At 60.5% G+C, this 26,844-nt stretch carries 17 protein-coding genes and 2 pseudogenes; 12 read left to right on the top strand and 7 right to left on the bottom strand.

The features are described from left to right. Positions 1-174 precede the first annotated feature (174 nt). Positions 175-2,094, bottom strand: coding sequence for a sigma-54-dependent Fis family transcriptional regulator (locus JFV26_RS09935; RefSeq protein WP_201191889.1), 1,920 nt, complete (start codon positions 2,092-2,094; stop codon positions 175-177). A 591-nt stretch (positions 2,095-2,685) separates the two neighbouring features. Here JFV26_RS09935 and exaC point away from each other — a divergent pair. The 9 genes from exaC to JFV26_RS09890 all read left to right on the top strand — a co-directional run bounded on the left by exaC (position 2,686) and on the right by JFV26_RS09890 (position 12,205). Then, entirely contained in the window at positions 2,686-4,206 is a 1,521-nt protein-coding gene (exaC, locus tag JFV26_RS09930) for an acetaldehyde dehydrogenase ExaC (protein WP_201191888.1), read from the top strand. Positions 4,207-4,453: 247 nt separating this feature from the next. Further along, positions 4,454-5,824, top strand: coding sequence for an ethanolamine permease (eat, locus tag JFV26_RS09925; RefSeq protein ID WP_201191886.1), 1,371 nt, complete (start codon positions 4,454-4,456; stop codon positions 5,822-5,824). Between the two features lie 200 nt (positions 5,825-6,024). Next, positions 6,025-7,419 carry an ethanolamine ammonia-lyase subunit EutB gene (locus tag JFV26_RS09920; RefSeq protein ID WP_201191884.1) on the top strand — a complete coding sequence of 465 codons (1,395 nt, stop codon included), beginning with the start codon at positions 6,025-6,027 and terminating at the stop codon, positions 7,417-7,419. Positions 7,420-7,427: 8 nt separating this feature from the next. Then, positions 7,428-8,252: an ethanolamine ammonia-lyase subunit EutC gene (eutC, locus tag JFV26_RS09915; protein WP_201191882.1), complete on the top strand. Its 825-nt coding sequence runs from the start codon at positions 7,428-7,430 to the stop codon at positions 8,250-8,252. A 115-nt stretch (positions 8,253-8,367) separates the two neighbouring features. Beyond that, entirely contained in the window at positions 8,368-8,829 is a 462-nt protein-coding gene (locus JFV26_RS09910) for a GNAT family N-acetyltransferase (protein ID WP_201191880.1), read from the top strand. 285 nt (positions 8,830-9,114) lie between these two features. Beyond that, positions 9,115-9,771, top strand: a complete 657-nt coding sequence (locus JFV26_RS09905; RefSeq protein ID WP_201191878.1) for a DedA family protein — start codon at positions 9,115-9,117, stop codon at positions 9,769-9,771. A gap of 6 nt (positions 9,772-9,777) precedes the next feature. Next, a complete protein-coding gene (locus tag JFV26_RS09900; RefSeq protein WP_201191876.1) occupies positions 9,778-10,590 on the top strand; it encodes a M90 family metallopeptidase in 813 nt (270 codons plus the stop codon). A 113-nt stretch (positions 10,591-10,703) separates the two neighbouring features. Then, the gene (gene ppa / locus JFV26_RS09895; protein ID WP_046047374.1) at positions 10,704-11,231 is read left to right on the top strand and encodes an inorganic diphosphatase; all 528 of its coding nucleotides are present in this window, start codon (positions 10,704-10,706) and stop codon (positions 11,229-11,231) included. 227 nt (positions 11,232-11,458) lie between these two features. Beyond that, a complete protein-coding gene (locus tag JFV26_RS09890; protein WP_201191874.1) occupies positions 11,459-12,205 on the top strand; it encodes a S24 family peptidase in 747 nt (248 codons plus the stop codon). A gap of 714 nt (positions 12,206-12,919) precedes the next feature. On the opposite strand, the gene JFV26_RS09885 is transcribed toward JFV26_RS09890, so the two are convergent. The 6 genes and pseudogenes from JFV26_RS09885 to JFV26_RS09860 form a co-directional block, all read right to left on the bottom strand. Next, positions 12,920-13,756: a YfaP family protein gene (locus JFV26_RS09885; protein WP_201191872.1), complete on the bottom strand. Its 837-nt coding sequence runs from the start codon at positions 13,754-13,756 to the stop codon at positions 12,920-12,922. A gap of 3 nt (positions 13,757-13,759) precedes the next feature. Then, positions 13,760-15,379, bottom strand: coding sequence for a DUF2300 domain-containing protein (locus JFV26_RS09880; RefSeq protein ID WP_201191870.1), 1,620 nt, complete (start codon positions 15,377-15,379; stop codon positions 13,760-13,762). 1 nt (position 15,380) lies between these two features. After that, positions 15,381-19,966 (bottom strand): annotated as a pseudogene (locus JFV26_RS09875) (alpha-2-macroglobulin family protein). Continuing rightward, positions 19,963-20,613 (bottom strand): DUF1175 family protein, encoded by a 651-nt coding sequence (locus JFV26_RS09870; protein WP_201191868.1) that lies wholly within the window; start codon positions 20,611-20,613, stop codon positions 19,963-19,965. Before JFV26_RS09870 ends, JFV26_RS09875 begins: the two are co-directional and overlap by 4 nt. Further along, positions 20,598-22,321: pseudogene (locus JFV26_RS09865) on the bottom strand (DUF2138 domain-containing protein). The gene JFV26_RS09870 and the pseudogene JFV26_RS09865 overlap by 16 nt, the downstream one beginning before the upstream one ends. 51 nt (positions 22,322-22,372) lie before the next feature. Beyond that, complete coding sequence (locus JFV26_RS09860; protein ID WP_201191866.1) at positions 22,373-23,164, bottom strand: YfaP family protein; 792 nt, start codon at positions 23,162-23,164, stop codon at positions 22,373-22,375. A 505-nt stretch (positions 23,165-23,669) separates the two neighbouring features. Here JFV26_RS09860 and JFV26_RS09855 point away from each other — a divergent pair. The 3 genes from JFV26_RS09855 (at position 23,670) to dxs (ending at position 26,766) form a co-directional block, all read left to right on the top strand. After that, positions 23,670-23,891, top strand: coding sequence for an exodeoxyribonuclease VII small subunit (locus tag JFV26_RS09855; protein WP_201192007.1), 222 nt, complete (start codon positions 23,670-23,672; stop codon positions 23,889-23,891). Next, a complete protein-coding gene (locus JFV26_RS09850) occupies positions 23,888-24,775 on the top strand; it encodes a polyprenyl synthetase family protein (RefSeq protein WP_201191864.1) in 888 nt (295 codons plus the stop codon). The genes JFV26_RS09855 and JFV26_RS09850 overlap by 4 nt, the downstream gene beginning before the upstream one ends. Before the next feature lie 92 nt (positions 24,776-24,867). Next, the gene (gene dxs / locus JFV26_RS09845) at positions 24,868-26,766 is read left to right on the top strand and encodes a 1-deoxy-D-xylulose-5-phosphate synthase (protein WP_201191862.1); all 1,899 of its coding nucleotides are present in this window, start codon (positions 24,868-24,870) and stop codon (positions 26,764-26,766) included. Positions 26,767-26,844: the final 78 nt, after the last annotated feature.

Genomic DNA, 26,844 nt, shown 5'->3' with positions numbered 1-26,844 from the left:
GGCCATCATGCGGTTTGACGGGTAAACCGCGTTATCGTTGTTCGCGGGCAAGCCTCGCTCCTACGAGATCGCGCACATGGTCGTTCCCACGCTCTGCGCGGGAATGCACCCCATCCAGGGCCGAACGCGGTGCGTCCGTTGAGGCATTTCCACGGGGCGCGTGGGAACGATCAGTTACGCAGAACGGGCGATGCCGTGTTTGCGCAGTTTTCTATAAAGGGTATTGCGGCTGACACCGAGCTGTTCAGCGGTGTGCGTCATATGCCAGCGCGTCTGCTCCAGCGCATTCAACAGCGCCAGCCGCTCGGCATCATCCAGCGGATGCTCCGACGGTTCCTCAACCACCAACGCAACCGCCGGCCGGGCCTGACGAATCATCGCCGGCAAATCCTCCAGCCCGATCCGCCCGCCATCACACAACGCCGCCAGGGTGCGCAGCACATTACGCAACTGCCGCACATTCCCCGGCCAGGCAAAACCAAGCAAGGCCTGCCGCGCCGGTTGATCAATCAGCACTGTTTCCCCGCCCGCCTCTTCGGCCAACAAAAAATCGAGCAACTGGGATTTATCGCTGCGCTCACGCAAGGCCGGCAACGCGACTTCCAGGCCATTGAGTCGGTAGTACAAATCCTCGCGGAAGCTGCCGTCCTGCACCCGATCGAGCAAATTCCGGTGGGTGGCGCTGATAATTCTGACGTTGACCGACTCCGGTTCACCGCCAATCGGCACCACCTGGCGATCTTCCAGCACCCTTAATAGCCGAGTCTGCAAGGCCAGCGGCATGTCGCCGATTTCATCAAGGAACAACGTACCGCCATCGGCCTGCTGCAACTTGCCGCGCATGCCTTCCTTGCGCGCACCGGTAAAGCTGCCACCGCGATAGCCGAACAGTTCGCTTTCGATCAGGCTTTCGGGGATGGCCGCGCAGTTGAGGGCGACGAAGGACTTTTCGGCCCGTTGGCTGGCGTGGTGCACGGCTTTGGCGAAAGCTTCCTTGCCGGAACCGGTTTCGCCATTGATCAGCAGCGGCACGTCCCGTTCGAACACCCGCAGGGCCTTGCGGAAGTCTTCCTGCAATGCCGCATCGCCCAGGCAGATGCCGGACAAACGCGGGCGTTCGGCAATCACCGGACGTTGCACCAGCGGCACCGGAATACTGCGCGGCTGGCCGCGCAACACGGCAAACAGACTGCGCCCATCACGAGTGCGCAACGGCCAACTGGTGCTGGCATTTACGCTCGCGCAGCCGAGCAACTCATCCAGCGAGCAATCGAAAAACGCTTCCACCGGTTTACCCAGCAGTCCGCCGCGTATGTGTCCCAGCAGGTTCAACGCGCTCTGGTTGACCGCACTGATCCGCCCTTCGCCATCGAACGCCAGCAGACCTTCACTGAACAGCCCGACGGATTCGGCCTGCAAGTGAAAACGCAGCAACCATTGATTGTCGAAGTAACGCAGGAAATAACAGCTCTCGATCATCTTCGCCGAAAGATTGACCAGCGCCATGGTGTGGAACTGGCTCTGGCGCGAGACTTCGTGGCGCGCGGAAGAGACGTCAAGCACCGCCAGCAGTTCGCCATGCGGGTCGAACACCGGGCTCGCCGAGCAGGTCAGGCCGGTGTGGCGGCCGCGAAAGTGTTCGTCCTGGTGAATCGTCAGCGATTGGCGCTCCACCAGGCAGGTGCCGATGCCGTTGGTGCCTTCGCAGGCTTCGCTCCAGTCAGCGCCGAGCCAGAGCCCGGCGCGCTCGAAGATCTTCCGTTCGGCGGGGGCCGTGACGCAATTAAGGATCACCCCGCGGGCGTCGGTCAGCAGCACCGCGTGGCCGGCGCCGGAGAGCTGCTGGTGGAGGCTGGTCATTTCGTTGCCGGCGATCTGCAGCACTTGCTGCAAGCGTTCGCGGCTTTCCAGTACGCGCCCGTGTTCCAGCACCGTCGGCGCAATGGTCAGGGCCGGGTCGAGGTGATAGTCCTCAAGACAGCGCAGCCAGGAACGGGCAATCGACGGATCGCTGCCGGGGCCATGCAGGTGCGATTTGCCCTGGGTAACGGTCAGGACTTGCTGGGCATGGCGACTCAAATGGTTGTCGTGCATTTCTTATTATTCTCCCCGAGCCGCTTACACCACACGTGTCGGAGCTGCCGAGTGAAACGAGGCTGCGATCTTTTGATCTTGTTTCTTCAAAAGCAAAATCAAAAGATCGCAGCCTCGTTTCACTCGGCAGCTCCTACAGGGGTTATGCAGCAGCCATCAAAGGTGTGCATCCCAATGACGTAGTCATATGAATACGGAGCATCCTCCAGCCAAGCCTTCATTGCAATGCTGGCAAGACCGCCCGGTCACAGGCTGTGCCACAAGCGGTACAAAGTGTCACCCAGGCTGTACCGAAACCGTCACAGGCGCTGCCCGCTTGTCCGACATAAACTGCGCAAGGCCTTGATTTGCCTGACCTGCAAGGCAGTGGCCCAACCTTTGCTCTACGCTTATAACAAGCGCACATGCGCTCTCCCCAGGGTCGGTACGAAAACTCGCCGAGCGGCGATCAGGCAAGGCAAAAACAGGCGAGGAAGCGGAGTGCAGGGGACCTACATGAGCATTCCGAGTCTGTTTTTAACGCAGCATGATCGTCGCGCAGGCAGTTTTCGTACTGAGCCTGATAAGCACAAAAGCCAAGGAGAATCCACCATGCGTTACGCTCACCCCGGTACTGAAGGCGCTATCGTTTCGTTCAAGAGCAAATACGGTAACTACATCGGCGGCGAGTTCGTCGCGCCTGTTAAAGGTCAGTACTTCACCAATACCTCGCCAGTGAATGGCCAACCGATTGCCGAATTCCCGCGCTCCACGGCTGAAGACATCGACAAAGCCCTGGACGCTGCCCACGCCGCGGCCGATGCCTGGGGCGCCACGTCCGCCCAGGCGCGCTCGCTGGTGCTGTTGAAAATCGCCGACCGCATCGAGCAAAACCTGGAACTGCTGGCAATCACCGAATCCTGGGACAACGGCAAAGCCGTTCGCGAAACCCTCAACGCCGACATCCCGCTGGCGGCGGATCACTTCCGCTACTTCGCCGGTTGCATCCGCGCCCAGGAAGGCAGCGCTGCCGAGATCGACGGCAACACGGTGGCGTATCACATCCATGAACCGCTGGGCGTGGTCGGGCAGATCATCCCGTGGAACTTCCCGATCCTGATGGCCGCCTGGAAACTCGCCCCGGCCCTGGCTGCCGGTAACTGCGTGGTGCTCAAGCCTGCCGAGCAAACCCCGCTGGGCATCACCGTGCTGATGGAACTGATCGGCGACCTGCTGCCACCCGGCGTGCTCAACGTGGTGCAAGGGTTCGGCAAAGAAGCCGGCGAAGCCCTGGCCACCAGCAAGCGCATCGCCAAGATCGCCTTCACCGGCTCGACCCCGGTCGGCTCGCACATCATGCACGCAGCCGCCGAAAACATTATTCCGTCCACCGTGGAGCTGGGTGGCAAGTCGCCGAACATCTTCTTCGCCGACATCATGCAAGCCGAACCGACTTTCATCGAGAAAGCCGCTGAAGGCCTGGTGCTCGCGTTCTTCAACCAGGGCGAAGTCTGTACCTGCCCGTCCCGCGCACTGGTTCAGGAATCGATCTACGACGACTTCATGAAAGTCGTGATGAAGAAAGTCCTGTCGATCAAACGTGGTGACCCGCTGGACACCGACACCATGGTCGGCGCCCAGGCATCCGAGCAGCAATTCGACAAAATCCTTTCGTACCTGGAAATCGCCAAGGGCGAAGGTGCCGAGCTGCTGACTGGCGGCAAGGTGGAAAAACTCGAGGGCAACCTGGCGACCGGGTATTACATCCAGCCGACCCTGCTCAAGGGCACCAACAAAATGCGCGTGTTCCAGGAAGAAATCTTTGGCCCGGTGGTGAGCATCACCACGTTCAAGGACGAAGCCGAAGCCCTGGCCATCGCCAACGACACCGAGTTCGGCCTGGGTGCCGGCCTCTGGACTCGCGACATCAACCGCGCCTACCGCATGGGCCGCGCCATCAAGGCCGGTCGTGTGTGGACCAACTGTTACCACCTGTACCCGGCGCATGCCGCGTTCGGTGGCTACAAAAAGTCCGGCGTCGGCCGTGAAACCCACAAAATGATGCTCGACCACTATCAGCAGACCAAAAACCTGCTGGTGAGCTACGACATCAATCCGTTGGGCTTCTTCTAAACCCGGCGCGATACCGCGTAATGGCTATCGCGGGCAAGCCTTGCTCCTACAGGATTGCGTTGTACCCGTAGGAGCAAAGCTTGCTCGCGATGACGCCCCCCATGACACAACGAACATCGCCCTGCCGCTCTGGCACGGGCTTTGCGTGCCCGCTCCACAGATAAACCGCTGCGTGAACAGCGTTCATCAACCCAACTGCTGCACCCGAAAGTCCAACAGATCAAACAATAAAAAACAGAGAGGACTTATGACTTCGACGACACAGCTCAAACCCACACTCGGCACCCTGCACTTATGGGGTATTGCCGTCGGCCTGGTGATTTCCGGCGAATACTTCGGCTGGAGTTACGGCTGGGGCACCGCAGGCACCCTGGGTTTTCTCGTCACTGCGTTGATGGTGGCGACGATGTACACCTGCTTCATCTTCAGCTTCACTGAATTGACCACCGCAATCCCCCACGCTGGCGGGCCGTTTGCCTATAGCCGGCGGGCGTTTGGTGAGAAAGGTGGATTGATCGCCGGCATCGCCACCCTGATCGAGTTCGTCTTTGCGCCGCCGGCGATTGCCATGGCCATCGGCGCTTATCTCAACGTGCAATACCCGGATCTGGACCCGAAGATTGCAGCGGTCGGCGCCTATTTCGTGTTCATGGGCCTGAACATTCTCGGCGTCAGCATTGCCGCGACGTTTGAACTGGTGGTCACCGTGCTCGCGGTTGCCGAGCTGCTGGTATTCATGGGCGTGGTGGCGCCGGGCTTCAGCTTCAGCAATTTCGTCCTCAACGGCTGGTCGGGCTCCAACGAATTCACCATGGCCTCGATCCCCGGCATCTTTGCGGCGATCCCCTTTGCGATCTGGTTTTTCCTGGCCATTGAAGGCGCGGCCATGGCGGCCGAGGAAGCCAAAGACCCGAAACGGACGATTCCCAAAGCCTATGTCAGCGGCATCCTGACCCTGGTGTTCCTGGCCATCGGCGTGATGGTCATGGCGGGCGGCGTGGGCGATTGGCGTCAACTGGCGAACATCAACGACCCACTGCCCCAGGCGATGAAAGCCGTGGTCGGCAACAATTCGAGCTGGATGCACATGCTGGTCTGGATCGGCCTGTTCGGCCTGGTGGCGAGTTTCCACGGGATCATCCTTGGCTACTCGCGGCAGTTCTTCGCACTGGCCCGCGCCGGTTACCTGCCTAAAGGCCTGGCCAAACTCTCGCGCTTCCAGACCCCGCACCGGGCGATCCTGGCTGGCGGCGTGATTGGCATCGCGGCGATCTACAGCGACGGCCTGGTCAATCTGCAAGGCATGACCCTGACGGCAGCGATGATCACCATGTCGGTATTCGGCGCCATCGTGATGTACATCATCAGTATGCTGAGCCTGTTCAAACTGCGTAAAACCGAGCCGAACCTGGAACGCACCTTCCGCGCACCGGGCTATCCGATTGTGCCGGGGATTGCGTTGTTTCTGGCGGTGGTGTGCCTGGTGGCGATGGCGTGGTTCAACACGGTGATTGGCCTGGTATTCCTCGGTTTCATGGCTGCCGGCTACCTGTATTTCCAACTGACCGCCAAGCAGCGCTCCGACGCACCGGCGGACGCTATGCTCACAGGTAACTAAGTTGCACCGGCGCCGGGCTCAGTGCCCGGCGCCTGCTACATCGAAGTGCACGCGGCCGCCCCTGCAGGAGCTGCCGAAGGCTGCGATCTTTTGATCTTGTTTTTTAACAGGCAAGATCAAAAGATCGCAGCCTTCGGCAGCTCCTACACCGGGATAGCGGTGTATTTGAGTCATTTACAGAATCAGGAGGACCCCGTCCCATGGCCGCATTTGCCCATTCCGTCGGCGCCCAGACCTACCGCTTCGAGAGCCTCAAGGAAGTCATGGCCAAGGCCAGCCCGGCGCGCTCCGGGGACTTTCTGGCCGGCGTTGCCGCACTCAACGATGGTGAACGTGTGGCCGCTCAAATGGCTCTGGCGGACATTCCGCTGAGCCACTTCCTGCAAGAAGTACTGATTCCTTACGAGGCCGATGAAGTCACCCGACTGATCATCGACACCCACGACAAACAAGCTTTTGCCGTGGTCAGCCACCTGACCGTCGGTGGCTTTCGCGACTGGCTGCTCAGCGATGCCGCCGACGAGCAGAGCCTGCGCGCCCTCGCGCCCGGCCTGACGCCGGAAATGGCCGCCGCCGTGTCGAAGATCATGCGCGTGCAGGACCTGGTGCTGGTGGCGCAAAAAATCCGCGTAGTCACCCAGTTCCGCGGCACGATGGGCTTGCGTGGCCGCTTGTCTACACGCCTGCAACCCAATCACCCCACCGACGAACCGGCCGGCATCGCCGCGAGCATTCTTGACGGCTTGCTGTACGGCAATGGCGACGCGATGATCGGCATCAACCCGGCCACCGACAGCATCGCCTCGATCTGCGCCATGCTGGAAATGCTCGACGCGATCATCCAGCGCTACGACATTCCGACTCAGGCTTGCGTGCTGACCCACGTCACCACCTCCATCGAGGCGGTGAATCGTGGCGTGCCGCTGGACCTGGTATTCCAGTCGATCGCCGGCACCGAAGCGGCCAACGCCAGTTTCGGCATCAACCTGAATGTTTTGCAGGAGGGCTACGACGCCGGCTTGAGCCTGAACCGCGGCACCCTCGGGCAAAACCTGATGTATTTCGAAACCGGCCAGGGCAGCGCGCTGTCGGCCAACGCCCACCACGGCATCGACCAACAGACCTGCGAGACTCGGGCCTACGCCGTGGCGCGCCACTTCAAGCCGTTTCTGGTGAACACCGTCGTAGGCTTTATCGGCCCGGAATACCTCTACAACGGCAAACAGATCATCCGCGCCGGCCTCGAAGACCACTTCTGCGGCAAGCTACTGGGCGTGCCGATGGGTTGCGACATTTGCTACACCAACCACGCCGAAGCCGACCAGGACGACATGGACACCCTGCTGACCCTGCTGGGCGTGGCCGGGATCAATTTCATCATGGGCATCCCCGGCTCCGACGACATCATGCTCAACTACCAGACCACTTCGTTCCACGACGCCCTCTACGCTCGGCAAACCCTGGGGTTGAAACCGGCGCCAGAGTTTGAACAGTGGCTGGCGAAAATGGGCATCTTCACCCAGGCCGACGGCAAGGTCCACTTCGGCAACAACCTGCCGCCGGCCTTCCGCCAGGCTTTGGCGCAACTGGGATGAGTGTTGATATGGATAAACCACCCGTCGATCCACAGAACCCTTGGCTGGAACTGCGTCGCCTGACCCCGGCGCGCATTGCCCTGGGCCGTACCGGCACCAGCATGCCGACCAGCGCACAACTGGATTTCCAGTACGCCCACGCCCAAGCCCGGGATGCGGTGCATTTGCCGTTTGACCACGCCGGGCTGGGCGCGCAACTGGCCGAGCGCGGCCGGGAGAGTTTGCTGCTGCACAGCGCGGCCACGGACCGCAACAGCTATCTGCAGCGCCCTGACCTGGGACGCAAGTTGAGTGATGAGTCGGCGCAGACCTTGCAGGACTACGCCTCGGCCCATCCGGGCGGCGTGGATTTGGTGATTGTGGTCGCCGATGGGCTGTCGGCGCTGGCCGTTCATCGCCATACCGTGCCCTTTCTGACACGCATGGAAGAACAGGCCGCCGCGGATGGCTGGTCCGTTTCACCAGTCATTCTGGTGGAACAGGGCCGAGTGGCCGTGGCTGACCAGGTCGGTGAGCTGCTGGGTGCGAAAATGGTGGTGATCTTGATTGGTGAACGTCCGGGACTCAGCTCGCCTGATAGCCTGGGTTTATATTTCACCTACAATCCTAAGGTCGGCCTCACGGATGCCTATCGCAATTGCATCTCCAACGTGCGGCTCGAAGGCCTCAGTTATGGCATGGCGGCACACCGCTTGCTGTATTTGATGCGCGAAGCCTGTCGGCGGCAGTTATCAGGGGTCAATCTGAAGGACGAAGCCCAGGTCCAGACGCTGGGGTCGGACGCCGGTGCGGGCATAAAGGGAAATTTCCTACTCAGTCCGCCGGATGCCTGAACCGTTTCCGCATTGCGTTTCTGCTGTGCTTTCAGGCAGGATCGAAGCACGGCTGCCCGAGTAGCAAATTGCCGTCAGAGCACGTGAAGACAGCCACTTGAAGACGAGACCTACCATGCGGATTATTCAAGCGACCCTCGAACACCTGGACCTCCTGACTCCGCTGTTCGTCAAATATCGTGAGTTTTATGGTTCCCTTGCGTATCCGGATTCGTCCCGTGCGTTCCTCGAAAAACGCCTGCGTCGCAAGGAATCGGTGATCTACCTGGCCTTGTCCGATGACAACAACGCCAAGCTGATGGGCTTCTGTCAGCTGTACCCAAGCTTTTCGTCGCTATCGCTCAAACGCGTGTGGATCCTCAACGACATCTACGTCGCCGAAGAGGCCCGCCGCCAACTGGTCGCCGACAATCTGATTCGCACCGCGAAGAAAATGGCCAAGGAAACCAACGCCGTGCGCATGCGTGTTTCCACCAGCAGCAACAACGAAGTGGCGCAGAAGACCTACGAGTCGATCGGGTTCAAAGAAGACACCGAGTTCAAGAACTACGTGTTGCCGATCAGCGACGAGCTCTGATCCGCCTCATACCTGTGGGAGCGAGCCTGCTCGCGATTCAGACACCTCGGTATTTCAGTCATACCGAGGCGATGCTATCGCGAGCAGGCTCGCTCCCACAAAAGCGTTCCATACCCTTCATCGTTCCACCGACATCCCCCGCTACAATCTCGACGCGCTTTTCACTTTCCCCCCCGTATAATCCCGAGCTTCCCGGCTTGTAAGAAAAACTACACCCGCATGTAGCCTTACACGAAGTCATCCGCACAGGTCTGCTGAGTCGGACCATCACCACAGGTGCCCCCCATGGATTTCAACCCGATCGACTTAATCCTGCATCTCGATGTGTACCTCGACATGCTGGTAACCAATTACGGTCCATGGATCTACGCCATCCTGTTTCTGGTGATCTTCTGCGAAACCGGCCTGGTGGTGATGCCATTCCTGCCGGGCGACTCCCTGCTTTTCATCGCCGGCGCCGTTGCGGCCGGCGGCGGCATGGATCCGGTATTGCTGGGCGGCCTGCTGATGCTGGCGGCGATCCTCGGTGACAGTACCAACTACGTGGTCGGACGAACGGCGGGCGAGAAGCTCTTCAGCAACCCGAACTCGAAAATTTTCCGTCGCGACTACCTGCAACAAACCCACGACTTCTACGACAAGCACGGCGGCAAAACCGTAACCCTGGCGCGCTTCCTGCCGATCATTCGTACCTTTGCACCGTTCGTCGCCGGCGTGGCGAAAATGCCTTACCCACGCTTCTTCGGCTTCAGCGTGCTCGGCACGATCCTGTGGGTCGGCGGCCTGGTGACCCTCGGTTACTTCTTCGGCAACGTACCGTTCATCAAGAAAAACCTGTCGCTGCTGGTGGTGGGCATCATCCTGCTGTCGCTGGTACCGATGATCATCGGTATCGTGCGCAGTCGCCTGGGCGGTTCGAGCTCCAAAGCCGAAACCCGCTGACCGTCCATGTGGTCCCTGAGCGCCTGGCGTCGCCGGCGCACCTTGGCCAAGCACCCGATTGCCGACGACATGTGGCAGCGGGTGCGCCATCACTTGAGCTTCCTTGACGGCCTCAGCGCCGCCGAAGACCAGTGGTTGCGCGAAGCCTGCGTGCTGTTCCTCGATGAAAAACACCTGACCGCCCTGCCCGGCGTCGAACTCCACCAGGAGCAACGCCTGCTGCTCGCCGCCCAGGCGCAATTGCCGCTGCTGAACCTCGGCGATTTGAACTGGTATCAGGGCTTCCACGAAATCGTCCTCTACCCTGACGACTTCCTCAGCCCCCAGCGCCATCGCGATGCCAGCGGCGTCGAACACGAATGGAACGGCGAACACAGCGGTGAAGCCTGGCAGCAAGGTCCGATCATCCTCGCCTGGCCCGGCGTCATGGCCAGCGGCGACTGGGAAGGCTACAACCTGGTGATCCACGAACTGGCGCACAAGCTCGACATGCTCAACGGCGATGCCAACGGCCTGCCGCCGCTGCACCCGGACATGCGCGTCAGCGACTGGGCCAAGGTCATGCAACAGGCCTACGACGACCTTAACCGGCAACTGGAGCGCAATCCGGACACCGAAACGGTCATCGACCCCTACGCCGCCGAGAGCCCGGCGGAGTTCTTCGCCGTCACCAGCGAATACTTCTTCAGCGCCCCGGATTTGCTGCACGAGGCTTATCCACAGGTTTACCAGCAGCTGAAGCTTTTCTATCGGCAGGATCCTTTGGACAGGTTGCGGCAACTTCAGGCGCATGACCCGGTCTATCAGGCACACGACTAAGGTCTACACGACCTCTGGCACATAGCAACGGTGGCGGAATATGCCTATAATCGCCGCCACTTTTTTGTCAATCCGGCCAAGTGTTTTTGGTCAACTAACGGGGGCACCGCCCAATGAGCTACAGCAAGATTCCGGCTGGCAAAGACCTGCCGAACGACATCTACGTCGCGATCGAGATTCCGGCCAACCACGCGCCGATCAAATACGAAATCGACAAAGACAGCGATTGCCTGTTCGTTGACCGTTTCATGGCCACCCCGATGTTCTACCCGGCCAACTACGGTTTCATCCCTAACACCCTGGCTGACGACGGTGATCCCCTCGACGTGCTGGTTGTGACCCCTTACCCGGTTGCGCCAGGTTCGGTCATCCGTGCCCGCCCAGTCGGCATCCTGCACATGACCGACGACGGCGGCGGCGATGCCAAAGTCATCGCAGTCCCACACGACAAGCTGTCCCAGCTGTACGTCGACGTGAAAGAATGCAGCGACCTGCCACCGCTGCTGATTCAGCAGATCGAGCACTTCTTCGCGAACTACAAAGACCTCGAAAAAGGCAAATGGGTGAAGATCGAAGGTTGGGGCGACGCAGAAGCCGCTCGCACCGAGATCATGAAGTCCGTTGCTGCCTATAAAGGCTAAGACGCCATGGGCCTCGCGCCTGTGATGACTTGAAAAAACCCCGGTTGATCCGGGGTTTTTTGTGGGCGTTGACAAATGCCTTTAAACACGATGTTTAGTAAATCTTGAATTTGGTTTTTCTTGTTTAATTTTCAAGAAAAACGTCTTACATCCGGTCTTAAAATTCCCGCGTAATTTGAACAGGTTGTTTATTCAAACCCCTATTCCAGACAAGTAAACTCGCGTTCATGAAAAAGAACACGAGCGGTCCACGATTCAAAGCACTCCTGGAAGAGGCGAAGATCACGACAACGGGATTCGCCGCTTTCTGGGACACCGGAGCCCAGAACATCCACAACTGGTACACCCGAGGTGTGCCCGCCTACCGCATGGAAGAGGTGGCGAGAATACTGTCCGTCCACAGCCATTGGCTGATAACCGGCGAAGGTCCAAGAGACGCCTCGATCCTGCGTGTGCTCGATGAGTCCGGAAACACCTTCGACGCCCAGGCCATTCGCGGTATCTACACCGTCATTGAACCCGTCGACGTTGAACTGCCTTTTTACAAAGAAACCCTCAAAGCCAACGGTTCCAACAAAACCCACGTCATCGAAGACCCCGAGCAATCCATCCGCCTGCCCCGCAGCCACCTCGACACCCTGGAAATCAACCCCAGCGACGCCATCTGCACCCGTATGATCGGCAACAGCATGGGCGAAAAGATAGAAGACGGCTCAACCCTGGCCATCGATCGCGGGCTGACCCAGATAATTGATGGGGAGATCTATGCGATCGAGCACGACGGAATGCTGCGAATCAAATACCTGCATCGCATGCCGGGGAATGCGTTGCGGTTGCGCAGTCACAACAAGGCTGAATACCCGGATGAAATCTTCCGGGCCGAGCAAATCGAAGAGCAGAACATCCGGGTAATCGGCTGGGTGTTCTGGTGGTCAACCCTGAACAAGCGACGGCCGCCGGTGCCGTTCCTTTAAGCGCTAAAAGATCGCAGCCTTCGGCAGCTCCTACAAAGCGCAGGCCCTCGTAGGAGCTGCCGAAGGCTGCGATCCTGGTAATCAACCCGGCACCACCAATGCCGACCGATGAATCGTTGCAGACCCCAACACAGCCCAGATCGCTCTACCCGGCACTTCCCACTGGGAATTCCCCAAAAAAATCAGTATGCTGCGCCCCACATTTGCGCATCACCCCGCCCCGCGGCGCTGATCGCACCGACAAGGCAGATCACTATCTCGCCAAGTCCCACAGCCGGACGCAAGATCCGGGTGTACGTTTTGAAGGCTGGCGCGGTTTACCAAAAATGAACCAAGCCAGTCCCCGAGAAGCCGGCCACAAGCCGGCTTTTTAATGTCTGGAAAAAAGTCACTATCGGAGGTAGCTCAAAATAGCCCCCCACCAATCCCTCAGGCGAAGAAAGCTCAAGTCAGCACTCACCCGTAAAACAAAAGACGTTCATCGAAGAAGATGAGGTGCTTATAGCGGTGGTCAGGGAACGGCTTGTAGCACCTCAGCGAGTAAAGGTCTGCCTGGATAATCTCGACTGTTCAGCCGCGAAATTAGACGACGCCTGAACACTCCGAAATTGGTCAGCAGCCTGCTAAGCCATTCTGTCTACCTTCACTCAAGCAATTGTGCAGCAACCCCTTGCACAATTTGAAAGCCGCGTAAGTAATGCGACTTTTCACCACTCACGGATAACTAAACGACCTGACCAACGTCAACTCCCCCACCGCCCGCATCGGCACCACAAACGTCTCCATCTTTTCATTCGGCGTCCCTTCCTCCGTAATCACCGTCACCTGCGCAGTCGTCAGCGGCTGAACCGCATCCGCCTGCCCGTCCTCATCACTGCGATACCCGCCACCAAAGTAGTTCACATAGATCAAATATTGACCTTTGATCGGCGCCGGCATGGAGAAAATTTCCGGGCCGTAGCCCGTGGTCACGTCAACATCCAGCGCCGCGCCGTTGGGAGCCACGCGATCGCCGTACCAAATATGCGCGCCATCCGGCGTCACAAGGTGCAAATCCAGATCCGTGTTGTCGCTGTCCCACGACAACAACACCCGCAATTTGGCCGGTGTCGCCCCGCCGCTGGCGTGGAGAAACTGCGTGCGATGCCGCTGCTGCCCATCCGGACTACGAACTTCAACACTGTTGCTGCCATTCGGAAACGAGTACGGCCGATCAAAGCGTCCGGCGGCGTCGATTTTCAGCGGCATGCTGATGCCGTTGACGATCAATCGGCCAGGCTCAGCCGACTTGGGTGTGGCTTTGATCTGACCGCTGATGCGTGCGGTGTTGGCCTGGCCGACCGGTGTGTTCACCGAGGAGGCCGGGTAGTTGACGGTCTGGCGGTAGTTTTCACCTTCGCCTTCAACTGCGCCGGTGCGCCAGCCGCCAACGGGAGTGTCGAGGGTGACGGTGACGGCGTCGGCGTCGGCGTCGGCGTCGGCGGCGAAGGTCGGCGGCAGTGCACAGAAGGAGCAGAGGAACAGGAAGACCTGTGGATAACGGAGTTTCATGGCCTATTCCAGCAAGAGGTGACGGGCGAGCCCTTCGATGTAGGTTTCATCCTGGCCGTTCGGGTGTGCTTCGAAGGCCAGGTGCAGGTATTCGTGGGTCAGGTCGAGGCGGTCTTGCAGTGACTGCACGCCGCGCACGTAGATGCGTTGGCGTTCGCGGTCGACAAAAGGACGGCCGAAGGCGAGGCGGCAGACGGCGAAGGTGCTGACTTCGTTGTAGCCGACTTCGTTTTCGAGGCGTTGGCGCCAGCCGCGGCGTTGGTTTAACAACCAGTCTTGGGCGGCGGGCAGCGCTTCGCAGGAGGCGACCGGGTTGTCCCAGCGGCTGAGGCTGGCGCGCGGGTAGGCGTGCAGCAGGATGGCGTCGTAGCGTTGGCCGGCGTTGGCTTGTTCGACGGCTTGCTGCCAGGAGAGTTTGTCCGGGCCGGGTTGGTCGGAGTGATAGGTCACGGTGCTGCCGGCCAGGACCAGGTCGCTGGTCCACGCCGCGATGTTGCGCGATTCGGCGGTGGCCGGGCGTGGGGCGACGCGCTGGCGGCTGCTGCTGTCGTCGATGCTCAGGCAGTCGCCGTTGCGGGTGGCGTTTTGCAGCAGGTAGGTTCTGATTGCGATGGCCAGTGCTTTGGCGGCCTCAACAGGTTCGGACTTGGCTTCTCGTTGCAGGACGCGGGCGACGTATTCTTCGCGGTCCAGGCGGGCAACCAGTTTTTCGCCCAGCAAAAACAACTCGCCGTCGCTGTGGATCTCCAGTTGATTGCCGCTGGCGAATTCGACGCGATAGTCGCCCTGCAACGGCCCGGAGTCAGCAACCCGATCCCCCGCCAAAACACGGCTGATCGGATAACGTGAAAACAGCCCCACCTCGACACAACGCCCCGCATCCGCTGGCCAATCCACCGGCAACACCGAAGCCAACGCGTCACCGTAATTGCGCAGCACCATCTGACTGGTCCCGCGCCCACCGGCCCAGATCGGCGTGCCATCCACTGTCCAACCGGCGAACCCGCCCTGACGCGACGTAGGATCCTGATCGCCCAACCAGCTCCAGGTTTTCACCCGTAACCGGCCGCCAAGTTCACCCACGACGTTGCCGTCAGCGGCATTCAATACCACGTCCAGCAACACCCGCCGCGCCTGATCCTGCGCCGGCAGCCCGGCCAGCACCTTAAGCAATTCAGCGACTGAAACTCGGGTGGAAGGCTGCAACGACGGTAAGTTCAGCAACCATTCCGGCGCCTGACGAGCCTGCCAATACGTACGCCAATCAGCTTCAACAATGCCAAGCCGCGCAGGCTCAAAGTACAACCCGCACGACTTCACCAACGCCTGATCACGGCCAATCTTGCCGCCAGCGGTGCAGCAATAAACTTCTTCCTTCGATTGCCCGCGACATTCATAGGGTGATTCATGGGCGCCGGTATCCACCAGCCAACCGTAGACAAACAACTTCCACAAACTCCCTAACGGCGTCTGCAGATCTGAAGGCAACGGTTCACGGGAGATCAATTGCGTCCGGCTCAACGACAGTAACTCACCCTTGAAGCCCAGCCGCAGCGGTTCGTCCTGCGCCGTTGCCAGCGCAGGGATCAAACACAGCAGCAACCAGACCAGAGGCCGGGTCATGTCAGTTGACCGTGACCTGGCCAAGCGCCGGTTTCTGTTCCTGGGCCTGGTGCTGTGGCGCGTAGATCTGGGTGAACCGTACCGGCGGCAGGTTGAACTGGCCTTTTTGCGAGAAGCGCACCAGATGCCGCACGCGCAATTCACCGCTCAAGGCATCCACCGGAATCGCGTAAGCCATTTGCCCCGGCTCGAAACGCGCCTTCTCCAGCGCCGTCGGTTCGGTGCCGGCCTTGCCCATCAACTTGATGCCCCAGGTGGTGCGCTCGACATCGGCGCCCGGTGGCAGCGGCACTTCGATCATGCCGTAGCGCAGCGGCTTCGCGGCTTTGCTGGTGATGATCACTTCGTCCAGGTACAGGCTGTCGCTGGACAACGGCTTGGTGCCGACCGCTTCGAGCTTGAATTCGAACGCTTCGTCACCCGGCACCAGACGCGACAAGCGACGGGTGATGGTCACGGCCATCGGGTCGATGGCCGGCTGCCGGGTCTGGTAGCTCAGCGCGGCACGCAGCGGGCGTTCCTGGGTCCCGGTCAGCGACAACACCGCCGGCACCGGCGCAGGCCCCTGCCATGTCCAGTACATCTCACCGGTATCACCGTAGCGTTTCTTCCAGCCTTCACCCGGCGCCAGGGCGATGGTCGGCGAGGCTTGCTCGATGCTGCGTTGCAACCAGGTCAACGCCAAGGCGCGTTCCAGGGTCGATTGCTGCGGTAACAGACGTTGCAACAGCGCTTGCGCGTGAGTCTGATCGAAGGTTTGCAGCGACAGGTTCAACGCTTCGGCAAATGGCTGCGAACTGACGGCCAATCGTTGCTGCGCATCCGGCAATTGACGATTGAAGGCATCCGGCAGTGTCACCTTGGACTGCTTGGCCAATGAAGCGCTCAACGCACGCGCCGCCGCCAACCCCAGCGCCGAATCCGGATCGCTCATCACGATGCTGTCTTCGCCATCCTCCATCAGGTTCGCCGCGTTACCGTCGCCGGCCTTCGCCAGGTCATCCAGCAAACCGCTGAGCAAGGTGTTCACCGGCAATTGCATCTGCCTGGCGAACGACAGGATCAGCGCCCGCTGCAACAGCGGTGTGTTTTTGGCCTGCTTGGAATAAACCTCCAACACCTGCTGCCAATGTTCCGGCGGCAAGCTCAGTTCCAGCGCTTTGCTGGCGTACCAGTCGGCGTAATAGGCGTAAGCGGTGAGAAATGCATCCGGCTCACCGTCCTGGCCCCACCAGGTGAAGCTCGCCGACGGACCGGCCATTTGTACCAGGCGCAGACGGCTGTTTTGCATGATCAGGCGCAAGCGGTCACGAACCTGTGGGTTCGACGACAGCGATGGATAGGCAATGCTCAGCGGCAGCAAACGGCTGGCCGTCTGCTCAACGCCGCCGTACGGATAGCTCAGCAAATCATCGAGTGCCGAACGGAACAGCGCTTGCGCACTGTCATCCAGGCGCAGGCGAATATCACTCGCGTCGGCCGGCAACGTCAGCGGTGTATCACCGGTGGCCGCGTCGAGGACTTGGCTTTGAGTGACCTGCCAACCTTCACCGGTCGCGGTCAGGCGCACGGCCAGGGCGTCGGCGGTTTTGCCGTCTTGCACCAACTCAGCAGTCCAGTCACCACTGGTCAATGCAAACGCTGGCAACGCGATGTAGTTGATGCCGTTGTTCAGGGTCACCGGCACCCGCTGATCGGCGCCGCCGTATTGAATCACCAGCTCAGCCTTGACCGGTTTCTCGGCCTGGCTGAAGGCGAACACACCGAGATCCGGTTTGTCGCCGGTACGGAATTTGGTCGGGCCGCTCCACTTCAGGTACAGCGGTTTTTCCGAACGCACGAATTGCTTCTTCTGCCCAACCTGACCGTCATCGGCGATGGCCCAGGCGGTGATGCGCCAGCGGGTCAGCGAGTCCGGCATCTTGAAGGTGAAACGGGTTTTACCGTTGGCGTCGGTCACCAATTCTGGCTGCCATGCGGCAGTGTCGACGTCTTCACGACGCGGCCGCTCCAGCACTTTCACCCCACGCTCGCTGCGGTTGGCTTTGCCCGGCGCGCCTGGGCTGCCCGGCAAGGCCACGTCGTAGCTGATGAACGACAGGCTGGCGCTGGTGCGCACGTTGTTGCGGCGCGGGTGGTAGAAGAACTGGTCGATGGTCGGCGCGACTTCCGGTTGCAGCGCGTAGATCATTTCGTCGACGACGCTGACTGTCAGGTGCGCCGGGATTGGCTTGCCGGCGAACTGGGTAGTCAGGTCAACCGACACCGTATCGCCCGGCTGATACGCCTCTTTATCGGTGGCAATCGCCACGTCAATTTGCGGCGAAACCACCTTGATGCCGGCGTTCTGGAAACTGTACTGACCGCCCTTGGTGTAGAGCACGGAGAAGGTCAGGTTCGGCGCGAAGGTATCTTTCACCGGGATCCGCGCGCGGTATTGGGTTTCGCTGAGTTTTTCCATCTTCAGCCAGTCGCCGCCCTTGGACAGCAACGCCGTGGCCTCGACCTTGTCCCGCTCCAGCGACAGCAGCGCATCGCTGACCGGTTCCGGGAACGTGATCAATGCGAGAGCTTCGTCGCCGGCCTTGTACTCGGGTTTGTCGAGGACGATTTCCACGGTGCCCGGCACAGCTTTGACGCCATCGCCGGTGACCGAATGACCGGTGGCACCCACCACACGACCGTGGTCATCCTTCAACGTCAGGTTATAAGTGCCCGGACGGTCGAAGGCCAGGCTGAAACCTTGGTCTTTCGCAGAGAGTTTGCCGTCGCCAGTGGTCTGGTCTTCCAGACGGACCCAGCTGTAGCTGCTCGGGGTGACGCCTTTGCTTTGCTCGCTGCCACCTTCGTTGGCGTAGCTGAACGCAACCTTGTCGCCCACCGCGCTGAAGCGCTGCGGTGCGCTCAAGCGGAAGCTGGCGGCGCCACGGTCGATAAGGATTTCCTTGGTGGTCTTGACCCGATACGCCGCGCCATCGCTGGCGAACACGGTGAGCATGTAGCGGCTCGGTTTGTCGGCGGCCGGCAGGTCGAGGGTCGCGTTGCCTTTGGCATCGGTGGTCAGTTCGGTGCTGGTCAGCTCGATCGGGAATTGCCCGAGGTATTGCAGCTCGTTATCGACCATCGACAATTGCTGGGCGCGCAGGCTCAGGGTCAACTTGGCGTCAGCCACCGGTTTGCCGTCCGGGTACAACAGCACCAGACTGCCCTTCACCGGTTCGCCGGTGCGGTAATCCTGTTTGGCCAGGTTCAGCGAAATCTCAAAGTGCGGCTTGATGTATTCGGCGACACGGAAGGCACTGCTGTAGGCCTGATCCTTGTAGCTGAAACGCAGTTCATAACCGCCCGCCACCGCGTTATCCGGCAACTGGAAACGACCTTGAGTACCCGACTTGGAATCGAGCTTCAGCGCCAGCGATTGCAGCGCCAAGCCTGTGGCATCGAGCACGGTCACGTTGACGTCGGCAGCGGTCGGCGCCACGGAGTCCCGGGCGTTCTTGAACTCGCGACCCACGATCTTCAGCGATACCCAATCCCCGGCCGGTACAGCGGCCGGTCAGTGAAGGCATAGAGTTTGGTGTCGTAGATTTCGCTGTCGTAATAGAAATTCTCGGAGACAAACACCCCGCCCTCTTCGTCCTCGCCAATCACGAACGAACGCTCAGGGCTGACGTGTTTCAAACGCAGCAAACCATCGGTGTCGGTGGCGCCGCTGCTCATCACACCCAGGCCATCGGTCCACAGCACGTTGACCTTAGGCACCGAACTGCCTTCGTGTTTGCGCGCAGCCCAGACCACCAGTTCATCACCGGCAATCTTGCTCACGGCCACGGTGTTGGAGACGAAGACCATGGTGGTCGCGCGGTACTTGCCGATCAGCGCTTCCACCAGATACAGACCCGGCTTCAAGTGGCCCAACGGGATGTACACGTTGCCCGGTGCAACGCTGACGAATTCACTGGAAGAACCGGCCAGGTTGACGCCGGCGGGCGGCTGGATCGGTTTGGCTTCCCACAGCGGATAACGAAATTGACTGACCACCGGCAGGCCCGGAATCAGCGCGAATTGCGGCTGAGCGTCGTAGGGCGTTGGCGCGGAGATCGCGGTGCCCATCTTCAGCTCAGGCACTTCTTCGGTGACTTGTTGACGGGACTCGTAGGAAAACGCCCGTTGCATCACGCGACGGGATTTGCGGTACCAGTTGTCCCACAGGTACGCGAGGGTGTTCGACAGGCCTTCACCCTTGAACTGGCCGTCGCTGACCACGCGATGCAGGTTCTTCTGGCGCTTGAGGAAATCCAGCGGCTTGTCGATGCGATAGACGCGAATGTCGGCGCCGCCGTATGGCTCCATGCGGAACCGGCGATAGTCGCGGCCCGGCGCTTCGAGGCGCACCATCGCCTGTTCGTCGCTGGCGAAACTGCTGTCGGCCAGCAGGAAAAAGCTTTCACCGGCCACTGGCGTGTAGCCGCTTGGCTCGACGCTGTCTTCGGCGTTGACCGTGGCCAAAGGCACCAACATGGCCAGCAGCAGGGCCGGCAATAACGAGAGTCGAGAGCAAATGCGCAGCATGCGGGCACCGATCATTGGGAGAGAAAGTTCAGTCGATAGACGCCGATGAAGTTGGGGTTGGCTGCGTCGGGTATCCATCGGGTGTCCTTCCATGTCATGAGTTGCTGCAGGCTCGCGGATCGCATGCCGTTGTCAGTGGGGGTGGTGGTGCCGGTGTGATAGGCGATGTAGCGCCCCATCCAGATCATCAGGTGCTGGTCGTCGCCCTGATCGAAAAACATCAGGTCGCCGGGCCGGGCCAGCGCCACGTCTCGACCGACCAGATGGCTGTTGAACTGAATCAATTTGATCGCATTGACGTACGGCCCGACCTTGCCGCCGCCCTGCTGCCATTGCTGGGCGAGACCGCGCTGGGCCTCGCTCAATGGCAGTTCCGGCGGCAGGTAACGGTTGGACAGGCCATTGCTGCGCAGCCATTTGTCGTCATGGACTTTCAGCGCTTCGTTGGCGGCGAAGCGCACCAGGCCAGCGCAGTCCTGCTGATACCAGCGCGGGCTCGGGCCTTGGGTCAGTTGCTCCTGGGCGATGCGCACGAACCAGGCGCGAAACACCTGGGATTGCTGCACGTCCAGTGGCGGCGCCTCATTGGCAAATGCCCGACTGCCGAGCAGCATCGCCAGCAGGCCGAGGCCTCGGATAAGTGCTGTCACAGGGCTTTCCATTCCAGCGGCAACCACTGCCAGTGGCCATCCGGCTCACTCCCCTTGGGCAAGGTCAGCGCATATTTGCCGTAGCCGCCGAGCTTGCGCAGTTTCGGGATCAGGTAGGTTTGCGCGGCGTTGTAGAACACCGGTTCCATGTCCTGCGGCAGGCTGTCGAGGGTTTCCTGTTGCATCAGCTGCGCCATGGAGTCCGGGCCGAAGTAGACCGGCATCAGCAGGTCTTTGGGCAACACGTCGGCCAGTGGCGGGAAGCGCTTGTCGAGGGTGCCGAGGGCCTTATCGACCAGTTTGTCGTCGAGGGAGAACAGCAGCGTCGAACCGTGACGGGCCAGGCTGACTTTCATGAACGCCTTGCCGGTGATCGCGTCCGGGTTCTCGGCATCCTTGGCCGCGTACGGGCCGAAGTTGGAACTGACCTGACGCTGCCACTGATGGGTTTCACCTTCCTGCTTCTCGACCACCGGGAACGCGTGTTCATCGACCTTGCCTTCATAGGCGCCAACCATCGAGCCGAACAGATTGCCCAGGTCGCCGTCGAGCTTGGCGCTGTCCTTGTCGTTCAGGCTGGCCACCAGCAGCGGTGTGTACAACCGTGAGTCGGCGTACCAGCACAGGCCAGCAGCACCGGCCACGTGTTCAGTCAGGGCCGCGGCGACTTTTTCTTCGGCGCCGAGTTTTACCAGCAGCGGTTTCTGCTGTTCAGCGGCCAGCGGCAAGGCGACGCAGGCGCTGGCGCCCATCGGCATGGCTTGCCAGATCGGTTTGAAATCGAAGTCCGGCTGGTTGTCCAGCTCGTCCATGGCGAGGAAGCTGTGCCAGCCCTTGTCGTCCATGTCGAAACGCAGGCCGGCAAAGTTCGGGATAAAGCGCTGATAACCCATGGCCAGAACGCTGGAATTGACCGACAGCCGTTGCTTCACCTCAGGCGCGCGGGGTTGCAGGCCGAAAGCTTCAGGGAACAGTTTGTCGCCGTTGAGCAGCGCGGCGATGGCGTTGGTCGAAACGCTGCCCGACTCTTCGGCGGTGCCGCTTTGCGGGTCGTAGAGTTTGGCCGGGTTGGACAACACCACCAGTTTGTCGCCATGGGAAGCGAACAGCAGCGCCTTGGTGGCGTTGTAGGTCAGTTGATAGAGCGCCACCTCATCGGCGCCGACTTTCACAGCGCCGACTTTGCTCAGTTGCGTATCGTCCAACGCCACTTTCGCCAGCGGCTCCAGCACCTTGGCCAGACCACCACGATCCATCACCAACAAAAGTCTTTCAGGCGACCATCCGCCCCACGCCACAGCGCCACATCGGCCGGCTGATCGAAGAGCTGCTCGATCAGGCTGTCCTGCAACTTCAGGTCATGTTCGTAAATGATCCGTCGCAAGCTGCCGATCAGGCCGAGACGGTCGACATGGGCTTCGTAATAGAAGACGAAATCTTCAGTCAGGGTTTCCTTGAGGAACGGCACGGCCAGCAAGTCCTTGGGCAATTGGCTCAGGGAACTGGTTTCCAGCAGACCGTCCGGGCGGCTCATGCCCAGTTTGTCGCTGGCCAACGCCGCCAGCGGCACCTTGGGTTTGTGCATGAACCAGCCCAACCCGCCCGCCACGCCAGCGACCAGGCACAGCCCGACCAACACGGCCGGCCAGCGTCGGGAAGATTTGGCAACCGGTGCGTCAGCGGCCGGGGGAATGGCGGGGGAAATCGTGTTATCGCTCATGTTCACGCTCATGTTCCCAAAGCTCAGCAATTCATCCGTGGAGCGGGATGCTTAATAGTTGAAAGTCTTGACCAGCAACAGGTCACCGATGGCCCGCAGGGGCACGATGAATGTCTCGCGTTTTTCATCGACGGTGTTTTCGTTGAGCACCAGGTTGATCTGCGAGGTAATGACCTCGTTCTGGTTACTGTTCTCATCGAAGTTATAGCCTTCGCTGCCGAAGTTGCCCCAATAGTTCACATAAACCAGATAGGTGCCATGCATCGGCGCGGTCATGGTGAACATTTCCGGACCGGGGCCATCGACGCCGTCCGGGTCCAGGCCGCCGCCGTTGGTCAGCGCCGTGTGGGCGAAGAACGCATGCTGGCCGTCGGGGGTAATGATGTGCAGGTCGAGTTCGGCTTTTGGATCGTCCCAGCCCAACACCACGCGAATCCGCGCCGGCGTGCGCAGGTTGTTGGCTTCATAGAATTGAACGCGCTTGAGAGATTTGCCCTCGGCGCTGCGCACTTCGACGCTGTTGGAGCCAGCGCCAAACGCATACGGCCGGGCGAAACGCCCTTCGTCGTCGGTGTATAGATTCAGCGGATTGCCGTTAACCGCCAGCGTGTGCGGCCCGCGCTGGGTGCCGATGGCCTTGAGTTGGCCTTCGATCATCGTGCGATTGCGCTGCATGCCCCGGTCGATGGGCGGTGTGGGATAGGCGACTTGAGGGTTTTCACTACGATCGAGCAAGCCGTTATAACGCCAGCCGCCCACCGGTTCCGATAACTCGGCCGTTGGCTCGGCCCGGGCAGCGCCGGCCCAGGCCAGCAGCATCAGCAGTGAAAGAAAACAACGCATGTAACGCCTCCTGCCATGCATAACGAAACCTTGCACCCGATCCTCGGCGCGTTACAGATCCAAAAACTGCGTTTCGTCAGAAAGACCCGTGACTATTGGGTCGTAGAAGGTGCGAAGGTTAGCGATTTGGCGATTTTTTAACAATCAGATACATCTTTATTTGTGGTGGGAATCACGGTGATTGTTGGGTGTGAGCCGAATAGCAGCCGTATTCGGCTCACAAAATGAGCCGAATAACCGCTGAGTCGAGCCGTAATGCAATCTGTAGCAGCTGGCGAAGCCTGCGTTCGGCTGCGAAGCAGTCGTAAAACCAGAACCCGCGGTCATCAGGCATACCGTGCAAGCAGGATTGACGACTGCTGCGCAGCCGAACGCAGGCTTCGCCAGCGGCTACAAATCCGCTGGCGCAAATACCCTGTTCATTTGCCCATACCCCCATGTCTGCTAGTGTCGCGCCGGTTTAACGTCAACCGGAAATAGCCGCCATGGCCCGCAAAAAGCTGCACTGGATTTCGAACAATCCCTCGCTGACCTGCAAACGCTGGTCGAGCGACTGGAGAACGGCGAGTTGTCGCTGGAAGACTCGCTGACGGCTTTCGAGCAAGGCATCGGTCTGACCCGCGATTGCCAGGCAGCGCTGGCCCAGGCTGAGCAAAAGGTTCAAGTGCTGCTCGAGCGTGATGGCGAGTTGGCCGAGGAACCCTTCGAAGCGGATCAGCCAGAATGATTGAAGCGTATTCGGCGACCAGCCAGGCCCGGGTCAACGCGGCGCTGGACACCCTGTTCACCGCACCAGGCCCGGAACTCGCGCGCCTCTATGAAGCCATGCGCTACAGCGTGATGAATGGCGGCAAGCGTGTGCGCCCGCTGCTGGCTTACGCCGCGTGCGAAGCGCTGGGCGGCAAGGCTGAGCAAGCCAACGGCGCAGCCTGTGCGGTGGAACTGATCCATGCCTATTCGCTGGTGCATGACGATTTGCCAGCCATGGACGACGACGATCTGCGTCGCGGCCAGCCAACCACTCACAAAAAATTCGATGAAGCCTGCGCGATCCTTGCCGGCGATGGTTTGCAGAGCTTGGCTTTCAGCGCCCTGCTCGACCCGCGCCTGAGCACAATCGATGCGCAAATCAGCTTGCAAATGCTCAGCGCCCTGGCGTTGGCGGCAGGCCCGGCGGGTATGGTCGGCGGTCAAGCCATCGACCTCGGCTCGGTGGGTCTGAAGCTTGATCAAAAAGCCCTCGAATACATGCACCGGCACAAGACCGGCGCACTGATTGAAGTCAGCGTCAAACTCGGTGCCCTGGCCAGTGGTCGTGCCGAGAAAGACGAACTCAAGTCCTTGCAGACTTATGCACTGGCCATCGGCCTGGCGTTCCAGGTCCAGGACGACATTCTGGACGTTGAAAGCGATACTGAGACCCTCGGCAAACGCCAGGGCGCGGATATCGCCCGGGACAAGCCGACCTACCCGGCCCTGCTCGGTCTCGACGCCGCCAAGGCCTACGCCCTGGAACTGCGTGATCAAGCCTTGCATGCGCTGCGACCGTTTGACGCGGCTGCCGAGCCGTTGCGCGACCTGGCCCGCTATATCGTCGAGCGCCGCAGCTGACAGCGGATCCGCCAACTTAAAAGCAACGCGTGGGCAGGGGGCGATGCATCAGGTAAACTGCCGCCTCTTCTATACCTATAACGATTCGCCTGATGCCCACGACGTTTCATGAGATTCCCCGCAAGCGCCCGACCACGCCCTTGCTCGACCGCGCCAATACGCCGGACGGCCTGCGCCGGCTGGGCGAAGCCGAGCTGGAAACCCTGGCTGATGAGTTGCGCCTGGAATTGCTCTACACGGTCGGTCAGACCGGCGGGCATTTCGGGGCCGGCCTGGGCGTCATCGAGCTGACTATCGCATTGCATTACGTCTTCGACACCCCGGACGACCGGCTGGTGTGGGACGTGGGTCATCAGGCTTATCCGCACAAAATCCTCACCGGCCGTCGCGAGCGCATGGGCACCCTGCGCCAAAAGGACGGCATCGCTGCCTTCCCGCGTCGTTCCGAGAGCGAGTACGACACCTTTGGCGTCGGCCACTCCAGCACCTCGATCAGTGCAGCGCTGGGCATGGCGATTGCCGCCCGCCTGCAGAACAGTGATCGCAAGGCGATCGCCGTGATCGGCGACGGCGCGCTGACCGCCGGCATGGCGTTCGAGGCGCTGAACCACGCGCCGGAAGTCAACGCCAACATGTTGGTGATCCTGAACGACAACGACATGTCGATCTCGCGCAACGTCGGTGGCCTGTCCAATTACCTGGCGAAAATCCTTTCCAGCCGTACTTACGCCAGCATGCGTGAAGGCAGCAAAAAGGTCCTGTCGCGCCTGCCCGGCGCCTGGGAAATCGCCCGTCGTACTGAAGAATACGCCAAAGGCATGCTGGTTCCGGGCACCCTGTTCGAAGAGCTGGGCTGGAACTACATCGGCCCGATTGATGGCCACGACCTGCCGACCCTGATCGCCACCCTGCGCAACATGCGCGATCTGAAAGGCCCGCAGTTCCTGCACGTCGTCACCAAGAAAGGCAAAGGCTTCGCCCCGGCGGAAGTCGACCCGATCGGTTACCACGCCATCACCAAACTCGAACCGCTGAACGCCCCGGCAGCGGCACCGAAGAAAGCCAGCGGGCCTAAGTATTCCGGCGTGTTCGGCGAATGGCTGTGCGACATGGCCGCCGCTGATCCACGCCTTGTCGGGATCACCCCGGCGATGAAGGAAGGCTCCGACCTGGTGGCGTTCAGCGAGCGTTTCCCGCTGCGCTACTTCGACGTGGCGATTGCCGAGCAGCACGCCGTAACGTTCGCCGCCGGCATGGCCTGCGAAGGCGCGAAACCGGTGGTGGCGATCTATTCGACCTTCCTGCAACGCGGCTACGACCAGCTTGTGCATGATGTGGCGGTGCAGAACCTCGACGTGTTGTTCGCCATCGACCGCGCAGGTCTGGTGGGCGAAGACGGCCCGACCCACGCCGGCAGTTTCGACCTCTCGTTCCTGCGCTGCATCCCTGGCATGCTGGTGATGACCCCGAGCGACGAAAACGAACTGCGCAAAATGCTCACCACCGGTCACCTGTACAACGGCCCGGCGGCAGTGCGCTACCCGCGTGGCAATGGCCCGAACGCGGTAATCGAGAAGGACCTGCAACCGATTGAAATCGGCAAGGGCGTGGTTCGCCGTCAGGGTAGCAAAGTCGCCCTTCTGGTATTCGGCGTGCAACTGGCCGAAGCGCTGAAAGTCGCCGAGACGCTGGATGCGACTGTGGTCGACATGCGCTTCGTCAAACCGCTGGACGAAGCACTGGTTCGCGAAATTGCCGGCAGCCACGAGTTGCTGGTAACCATCGAAGAGAACGCGATCATGGGCGGCGCCGGTGGCGCAGTCAGCGAGTTCCTCGCCCGGGAAAACATCCTCAAGTCGATGCTGCACCTGGGTTTGCCGGACAGCTACGTCGAACACGCCAAGCCTGCGCAGATGCTGGCCGAGTGCGGGCTGGATGAAGCCGGGATTGAATCTTCAATTCGTCAGCGCCTGCAACTGCTCAACATCTAAACGCAAAACCCTGTGGGAGCGGGCTTGCTCGCGAAAGCGGACGGTCAGTCGACTTAAATGTTGATTGATCCACCGCCT

Source organism: Pseudomonas sp. TH31 (assembly GCF_016650815.1).
Classification (GTDB): Bacteria; Pseudomonadota; Gammaproteobacteria; order Pseudomonadales; family Pseudomonadaceae; genus Aquipseudomonas.
The sequence above is the reverse complement of the archived record's forward strand: the minus strand, read 5'-3'. Positions and strand labels throughout refer to the sequence as shown.

What these genes read in the sequence shown, in the direction of transcription:
- JFV26_RS09935 (WP_201191889.1), bottom strand. Translation starts at nt 2,094, where the DNA reads ATGCACGACAACCATTTGAGTCGCCATGCCCAGCAAGTCCTGACCGTT.
- exaC (WP_201191888.1), top strand. Translation starts at nt 2,686, where the DNA reads ATGCGTTACGCTCACCCCGGTACTGAAGGCGCTATCGTTTCGTTCAAG.
- eat (WP_201191886.1), top strand. Translation starts at nt 4,454, where the DNA reads ATGACTTCGACGACACAGCTCAAACCCACACTCGGCACCCTGCACTTA.
- JFV26_RS09920 (WP_201191884.1), top strand. Translation starts at nt 6,025, where the DNA reads ATGGCCGCATTTGCCCATTCCGTCGGCGCCCAGACCTACCGCTTCGAG.
- eutC (WP_201191882.1), top strand. Translation starts at nt 7,428, where the DNA reads ATGGATAAACCACCCGTCGATCCACAGAACCCTTGGCTGGAACTGCGT.
- JFV26_RS09910 (WP_201191880.1), top strand. Translation starts at nt 8,368, where the DNA reads ATGCGGATTATTCAAGCGACCCTCGAACACCTGGACCTCCTGACTCCG.
- JFV26_RS09905 (WP_201191878.1), top strand. Translation starts at nt 9,115, where the DNA reads ATGGATTTCAACCCGATCGACTTAATCCTGCATCTCGATGTGTACCTC.
- JFV26_RS09900 (WP_201191876.1), top strand. Translation starts at nt 9,778, where the DNA reads ATGTGGTCCCTGAGCGCCTGGCGTCGCCGGCGCACCTTGGCCAAGCAC.
- ppa (WP_046047374.1), top strand. Translation starts at nt 10,704, where the DNA reads ATGAGCTACAGCAAGATTCCGGCTGGCAAAGACCTGCCGAACGACATC.
- JFV26_RS09890 (WP_201191874.1), top strand. Translation starts at nt 11,459, where the DNA reads ATGAAAAAGAACACGAGCGGTCCACGATTCAAAGCACTCCTGGAAGAG.
- JFV26_RS09885 (WP_201191872.1), bottom strand. Translation starts at nt 13,756, where the DNA reads ATGAAACTCCGTTATCCACAGGTCTTCCTGTTCCTCTGCTCCTTCTGT.
- JFV26_RS09880 (WP_201191870.1), bottom strand. Translation starts at nt 15,379, where the DNA reads ATGACCCGGCCTCTGGTCTGGTTGCTGCTGTGTTTGATCCCTGCGCTG.
- JFV26_RS09870 (WP_201191868.1), bottom strand. Translation starts at nt 20,613, where the DNA reads ATGGAAAGCCCTGTGACAGCACTTATCCGAGGCCTCGGCCTGCTGGCG.
- JFV26_RS09860 (WP_201191866.1), bottom strand. Translation starts at nt 23,164, where the DNA reads ATGCGTTGTTTTCTTTCACTGCTGATGCTGCTGGCCTGGGCCGGCGCT.
- JFV26_RS09850 (WP_201191864.1), top strand. Translation starts at nt 23,888, where the DNA reads ATGATTGAAGCGTATTCGGCGACCAGCCAGGCCCGGGTCAACGCGGCG.
- dxs (WP_201191862.1), top strand. Translation starts at nt 24,868, where the DNA reads ATGCCCACGACGTTTCATGAGATTCCCCGCAAGCGCCCGACCACGCCC.